Source organism: Mycolicibacterium rhodesiae (assembly GCF_002086695.1).
Classification (GTDB): Bacteria; Actinomycetota; Actinomycetes; order Mycobacteriales; family Mycobacteriaceae; genus Mycobacterium; species Mycobacterium rhodesiae.
The window spans coordinates 143,441-151,417 of sequence record NZ_MVIH01000013.1 but is presented as its reverse complement, the minus strand read 5'-3'; the positions used below and the strand labels follow the sequence as shown (position 1 = coordinate 151,417).

The 7,977-nt window shown below is 64.3% G+C and carries 2 protein-coding genes; both read left to right on the top strand.

Annotated elements, in window-relative coordinates; translation table 11 throughout:
* Positions 1–33: 33 nt before the first annotated feature.
* On the top strand, positions 34–4,203 hold the full coding sequence (locus BST42_RS22815; RefSeq protein ID WP_133057504.1) for a beta strand repeat-containing protein: 4,170 nt from the start codon (positions 34–36) through the stop codon (positions 4,201–4,203).
* Between the two features lie 17 nt (positions 4,204–4,220).
* Positions 4,221–7,973, top strand: coding sequence for a right-handed parallel beta-helix repeat-containing protein (locus BST42_RS22810; RefSeq protein ID WP_133057503.1), 3,753 nt, complete (start codon positions 4,221–4,223; stop codon positions 7,971–7,973).
* Positions 7,974–7,977: the final 4 nt, after the last annotated feature.

Here is a 7,977-nt window from a genome sequence, read left to right as displayed (position 1 = left end):
TTGGCGAGTCTGCTGACCCGGGGTATCGCCCCGTTGAGCATCACCCAATCCACCGACACCAAAACCATCCCCCTGCAGTATGTTCCGCAGTATCAGCCCGATGGCTCGATGATCGTCAAGTACGGCATCGACGTCGCCCTCGGCAGCAACGCGCCCCGCAGCTTCGTATTCGACACCGGCGGCAACGGGTTCTGGGCCGACTACAACCCGGTCTACTGGACCGGCATTCCCCTCGGCGATCAACCGGCCAGCATCACCTACACCAACGGCGAGCAATACCAGGCGCTGGTGACACCCGCGATCGTCACCCTTGGCCCGGTGGGCGGAACCCGGGTGTCCACCACCGAGCCGGTCAACGTCGGCGCCATCATCTCCTCCGGCAAGGTCGGCGCGTTGACCACCGCCCCGACCAATCCCTTCGCCCCGACCGTCGCAGGCAGCTTTGCCGGTGATTTCGGCGCAGCGTTCGGCGTTCAGGACAATCTGACCAGCGTGCTGTTCCAACTGCCCGGCAATCTCTCCAGCGGCTACCTGGTCCAACTCGGCCCCATCGGCACCGACCCACAACTGAGTGTCGGAGTCACCGACGCGCTGCGTGCCCAATTCACTTACGCCATACCGATCAATGCCCTGGCCGGTGGAGGCACCTACCCGGTTTCGGGCTATCAGGTATTGCAGCAGTTCGGATTCAACGGCCAATACTTCGCCAAGCAGGGCGACACCATACTGCCGATCGGATCGCAGACGTTCCCCGGATGCACCCAGCAGTGCCTGCCCACGTTGATCGACAGTGGAGCGCCGTCTACCAACATCCGGTTGCCAGGCGCCCCGCAGCCGTACCCCTTCGACAGCAGCGGCCAGCTCACGCCCGGCAGCTCGCTCATCGCACAGTTCCCGACCGCCCAAGGCCGGCCGCCGCTGACATGGAGCTTCGAAGCGGGCAACATCGGCTCGGTCAACCTGGCGAACTATTCGTCGGGCAGTGGCGCGGCAACCACCACCCAGAACGTCAACACCGGATTGAACATCTACAACGACTTCGACGTGATGTTCGATCTGCAGAACCAGGTGATCTGGCTGCGCCCCAACGGCGGTCAGTCGCAGTTGATCGCCGGCTCGGTCACCACGACCGGCAGCCAGACCTACCGGGAGAACGCCACTCTCGGGGGGACTTACTCGGCCGGGGCAGGCGGCTTCTCCGTGGCCGGGATCGCCTCGTTGACGGCCGACACCGTGATCAACGCCGGCAGTGGTGCCGTCACCTTCGCCGGCACGGTCGACGGGGCGGCTTCGGGGCAGCAGTCCCTTGCAGTCAACTCGAGCGGCGCAACCACTTTCGTTCGTGCTGTCGGCAGTCAGACGGCGCTGAGGCAACTGAGCACCGATGCCGGCGGAACGACCACCGCCGCTGGAGTCACCACCACCGGCACCCAGCAGTACGGCGATGACGTGACCTTGGCCAGCGATTACACCGGCAGCGCGGTCACCGTGGGTGGCGCGACCACACTGGCGAGTAGCGTTGCGGTGACTGCCAATTCAGGCGACATCAGCTTCGACGGCAAGATCGACTCGCAGCAGGGTCAAGGGTTCAACCTGAGGCTGCAGACCAACGGCGGAGACACGTCCCTGCACGGGGACGTGGGCGGCACTCACCCATTGGGCGGTATCGGACTGGTCACCACCGACAGTAAGAAGACGACCGTCACCGCCGACGGCAGCGTCAATGTCGATGGCGGCCTGGGTAACTCGGGATCGACCGGCATCTTCATCGGCGACAACGTGACCGTCGACTTCGCCAACGGCGGATCGATCAGAAACTTCACGGCCAACGGCGTCGTCTTCGAAGGTTCCTCGAGCGGTTCGACGATCAGCAAGTTCCACATCGCCGACAACGTGTACGACGGGATCCAGATCGCCGCGCAGGGAACGCAAGCCGGCTACGACTACACCGGCACCACGATCAGCGACAACCTCATCTACGGCAACGCCGCGTTCGGCATCGAGACCGTGTCCCCGGTAAATGGCCTCACCATCAGCCACAACACCATCGGACTGGCCGGTACCAGCAACCCGTGGAACTACCGCAGCGACGGGCCCAACACCCACGGCATCGTGCTGTCCCCGGGGGAATACGCCGACACGTCGATCGCCGAGAATGACATCTCATACAACCTGCGCAGCGGCATCTACGCGGCAGGCGGTGTCAAAGGCGTCGGAATATCTGGAAACATCCTGAGCAACAACGGGTCTCACGGAATCGAGTTCGCCACCGGCGCCTTCGCCGGGACCTCGATCACCGGCAACACCATCGTGGCCAACTCCACCGACGGCATATCCCTCGGCGCCGGCATCGGCCAGGGTGACCGGACCGGTGAGAACCCGCTGAACGGTTACACCGGCGACGGCCACTATGTTCTGCCCTACTACAACCAGCCCGACTTCTACTCGCCGTCCGCCACCCAGCCCGTCATCCCCACCATCCTCATGCAGATCGGCAACGTCGGCGGGCTCACCATCAATCTCGACACCGGTTCGCGCGGACTCTATGTCGATGCGCTGCAACTGGGCCAGGACTTCGCGGGCAGCGGAACGGTCCTCGGCCCCGGACACATCTACCTCAACAGCTCCAACCGGCTCTACTTCGGCACCTGGGTGGAGGTGCCGGTCACCTTCACCCAGTCGTACCACGAAACCGCGGCGGGTCAGCAGGACCCGAACGTGCACGCAGTGGCCACCGTCCCCGTGCTCGCGGTGGACGCGATCGGCGCATCCACCACGCCGATGCCCGGTGCCACCCAGGCGAACACCACGTTCACCACCACGATCAACAGCGGCACCATCACGATCACCGACGGCACCCACACGACGACGTCGCCGATCGCGCCGATGCTCGACAGTCAGGGTCAGCCGCTGGCGACCGGGACCGTCACGATCCCGGGCGGCTACTGGGCCAGCTATCTGGACCCGAACAACTTCTACGACAACAACGGAGTGTCGACGAGCAAACTGGCTCCGGTGGGCAACTTCGGCGTCGGGTTCGACCGCACAGGTGAGGGCACCGCACCCGTCGGTGCCGCCCTCAACCAGGCCTACAACGCATTCCTGAATCTCACCGAGATGCAGGACGGCGCAATGCGTCCCGGCTACGTGATGACGGCGACCAATGTGATCCTGGGTCTCGACAGCAGCGTGTCGGGCTACGCCTACACCCATCTCACGCCGACCGGTCTTCCTCAGGGGGATCAGAGTGCGCCGGACTGGCAGCCCGCCACCGGCACCCTGACCATCGACGGCACGACCTACAACACCGGGCCGATCGTCCTGGACATGGGCTTCAACGAAGGCATTCTCACCCTGCCCGGATTCACTCCGCCGGCGACCTTCGACGACAACATCACCGTCAACCTGCTCAACTCGGGCGGCAGCGTCCGGTACACGATCACCCAGCAGGACGGGCAATACACCCGCGCCAACGTCATGAACCCGAACGGTGTCAACCTGTTCAACCCCTTGGCCGGCGCCTACTCGCAGAACGTGGTGCCGCTCAGCCGGCAGTTCTTCAACACCGGCCGACAGGCCTTCGCCGGATTCGATTACCTCTACGACGCGGCCGGCGGCTTCCTCGGCCTTTCCGTTCCCGACAACACCGATGCCCAGAAGGCCTTCGACCTCGCCCACGGCGTCCTCGACAAGCAGTACTACCCGAACCCGAACGCGCCCGTCGGGGTCAGCAACCTCGTCATCTCCGGAAACACGATCGCGGACAACGGAGGTGGCGGTATCTCGGTGAACGGCGGCGGATCGACCGGGAACGCGATCCTGGCCAATTCCATCCACTCCAACACCGGAGCAGGCATCGCACTCTCCAATGGCGGCAACGGTGAACAACCTGCGCCTACCGGCGTCACAGCGCAACTCGGCTCTGGGACCGTAACTGTCGCCGCCACGATGCCGCCGGTGCCCGGATACGGTGGTACCTACAGCATTGAAGTGTTCCGGTCGCTGCCTGGTGACACCGGTGACGTGGAGGGCAGGCAATACCTCGGCACTCTGCCCCAGCAATCGGGATCCTTTACCGGGCAGGTCAATTCGCTGGGCGCGCAAGCCGGCGACTGGATCACTCTGACCGCGACTCCGGACAGTGCACCCAACACCGACAACACCTCGGAGTTCTCCGTGGCCGTTCTGCTCACCGCACCCTGACTAGCCGGAGGTTTCCGATGTCCGAACTCACAGCCGGTCTTCGGGTCGGTGCCGCAGCATTCGTCCTGGGCCTGTCGGTGGCAGGGCCCGCAGGCCTGGCGACCGCAGATACCGGCAATGCCAATCCGGGGGCACCGCGCACCTCCGCAGCAGATTCGGCGGCACATAAACCGACGACCGGGACCGCGCGGTCGCGGACGGCGCAGCAGCCCCGGGTGACAGGCGTCCGGAAGCCGGTGGCGCCGAGGTCGGCAGGAGCGGTGCCTTCTGGTGTGGTGCAGTCGGTTTCGGGGGTGGGGTTGGCGCGTCGTGTGCCGGTTGCGGGGGGTGCGGTGGCGGCGGTGGGTAATGGTGGGTGTGCGGCGTGTTGGGGGGTTGGTGCGCCGTCGTTGACTGCTGCGGTGGGCACGGTGGTCAATCATGTGTTCAATTCGGCGTTTGATGTGGTGGGGGGTTTGCCGGGCGGTCCGTTGTCGGATGTGGTGGGTGGGGCGTTGGTGTTGGTTCGGCGGTCGTTGTTTTTTGTGCCGGAGGGAGTCAGTGTCGCGCAGTCGAATTCGTCGTTGATGGTGTCGGTGAATTCGGGCAGTGTGGCCTATATCCGTCAGGTGGGTGATGCGGTTCAGATCTCGGGGGATCCGTCGTTTTTCCGGGCGTACACCGTCGGTGATGCCGGTGCGGTGTCGGTGTCGGTGGGTAGTGCGGGCAATGCTGGGTGTGCTGGTGTGGTGGTGACGTCGGGCACGGTCAACGGTGCGTTGTCGACGACGGGGATTGATGCGTTGCGGTTCGGGGACGGGGCGGCGTTTTCGGGCAAGGTGGATGCGGTTTTGAGTGCGGGGACGTTGCATGTGCGTGATGCGGTGCGGGGTCTGGACGGGGTGCGGCTGGATGCGGCGGTGGTGCTCGATAGTGATGTGGAGGTCGATGCCGGCGGTAAGGACGCGAGGTTCACCGGCACGGTTGATGCGGCGCGTGCTGGTGGGCAGTCGTTGACGGTGACGGCGTTGACGTCGACGACGTTCGAGGCGGCGGTGGGTGGGCGTGCTGCGTTGGCGAGTCTGCTGACCCGGGGTATCGCCCCGTTGAGCATCACCCAATCCACCGACACCAAAACCATCCCCCTGCACTACCTGCCGACCTACAATGCCAACGGTCAGCCACAGGTGAAGTACGGCATCGACGTCGCGATCGGGAACAACGCGTCTCAAATGTACGAATTCGACACCGGGGGAACCGCTTTCTTCGCCGGCTACAACCCGTCCTTCTGGCAGAACGTCCCGCTCAGCACGACCGGCCTGTCCGTCGACTACAGTTCCGGCAACTTCTACAACTCCGTCGTCTCCACCACACCCATCACGCTCGGCACCGGATCTGCGACCGTGTCCACCCAACCCATACAGATCGGTGCGATCCTCTCCGGGGGCAACTCCAACAGCGGTGCGGTCTTCGATTTCACCAACCCGCTGGTTCCGCCGGTCGAAAGCAACTTCTTCGGCGACTTCGGTGCGTCGTTCGCGGTCCTGCCGGTCACCGGCCTGTCGATCCCGATGACCAGTCCGCTGTTCCAGTTGCCCGGCAACCTGTCCAGCGGCTTCCTCGTCCAACTCGGCCCCATCGGCACCGACCCACAACTCAGCGTCGGCGTCACCGATGCCTTGCGTGATCAGTTCACCTATGCGATTCCGGTTGCCCAACTCATCGGTAGCGGTAACTATCCGGTGTCGGGCTACCCGGTCCTGCAGCAGTTCGGCTTCTTCCCACAGTATTTCGCACAAGACGGGACCGGAGCCAAGCAGCCGATCGGTACGGAGCAGTTCCCGCAGTGTGCCAGCCAGTGTCTGCCCACCCTGATCGACAGCGGCGCGCCGTCGACCGGTATCCGTCTCAAAGACATTCCCGGCGGGGACCCCTACAACGTCAACGGTCAACTGCAACCAGGCGTGACCTTCATCGCCGAATTTCCCACCACGCAGGGCCGGACCCCACTTGAGTGGAAATTCACCGCCGGTGATACCGGATCGGTGGATCTGGTTCAGTACCAGGGCGGTTCGGTGGCGACGAACACGCAGAACGTCAACACCGGTTTGACCCTGTACAACTACTACGACGTGATGTTCGATGTGCAAGACCAGGTGATCTGGTTGCGCCCCAACGGCGGTCAGTCCACCGTGAGCCTCAACTCCGTGACCACCACCGGCAACCAGACCTACCAACAGAAGGCCACCCTCGGCGGCAGTTACTCGACCGGTTCCGGCGACTTCTCCGTCGCCGGTGTGGCGGCACTCGCCGGCGACACCGTGATCAACGCCGGCAGCGGTGACGTCACCTTCTCCGGCACCGTCGACGGCGCCGCGAACGGCCAGCAGTCTCTGACGGTGAACTCCAGTGGCGCAACCACATTCGTTCGCCAAGTCGGCTCGAACTTTGCTCTGAAGTCACTTGTCACCGACGCCGGCGGGTCGACCGCCACCGCGGCGGTCACCACCACGAAAGATCAGACCTACAACGACCCTAGCGTCACCCTCAGTGGGCCATACCGAACCACGACCGGCGACTTCCTGGTGGCCGGCAATGCTGAACTGGCCGGCCCGGCGTCGATCCAGACGGGGGGTCCCGGCACGATCACGCTCACCGGCACTGTCGACGCGCAGCCCGGGCGCGGCCTCACCCTCGAGCTGACCACCGCAGGTGGCGACGTTCATCTCGGTGGCGCGGTCGGCGCGCAGAATCCGTTGGGCGGCGTCGTCCTTGCCAGCACGGCCGACGCCGGTGCGACGACGGTCACCGCGGACGGTGCGATCAACCTGGACGGCGGTCTCGGCTTCGCCAACCAGGACGGTCTGTCGATAGGGCCCGCGGTGACGGTGGATTTCCGCCACGGCGGCCTTGTGCAAAACTTCACCAAGACCGGCATTGTCCTTGATCAGAGCGAAGATTCGACGCTCAAGAAGTTCATCGTCAGCAACAATGGCACCGGTGGCATCGTGGCGACGGGCGTCAAGGGCTTGACGCTTACCGACAGTGCGGTGATGGGCAACGGTGCGCCAAACGGCGGCGACGGGATCGATATCGCCGGTGGCATCGACGTGAACATCACCGGCAACAGCATCATCGGCAACAACGGCGACGGAATTGCCGTGTATGACGACGCAGACCCCGTGATCGTGAATTCGGAGGACATCAAGGTGATCGGGAACGTGATCACCAACAACACCGGCGACGGGATCGACCTGAAGGATGCGGATGGCGTCGAGATCAGCGGCAACACCCTCACCACGAATACCGGCAACGGCATACTGTCGCTGACCACCGACGATGCCACCATCGAGACCAACACGATCAGCGGGAACGGCGAGCACGGTGTGACCGTCGATCAAGGCACCGGCAACACGATTCTGTCGAACGCGATCTCCCTGAACATCATTGACGGCATCAGCCTTCAGAACGGCGGCAACGCCAACCAGGCCGCGCCGACGGTCGCCAGCGCAGTCATTGCGAACGGCCGACTGATCGTCACCGGCAAGTTGACCGACCGCTCGGGTGACTACCGCCTGCAGGTGTTCTACTCGCCGCCACCGGTCAACGCGCAGGCGCCGCCAGTCCAAGGGCTCCAGCTTCTCAGCGACGGCACCGAGACGACCGATTCCTTTACCGTCGACGTTCCGGGCGGCTCGCTGTGGCAGGGTTCCTATGTCACCGTCACCGCTACCGTCGGCGACAACACCTCGGAGTTCTCGGTGCCGGTCGTGATTACGGTTGCGCCGTAACAGC

What these genes read in the sequence shown, in the direction of transcription:
- BST42_RS22810 (WP_133057503.1), top strand. Translation starts at nt 4,221, where the DNA reads ATGTCCGAACTCACAGCCGGTCTTCGGGTCGGTGCCGCAGCATTCGTC.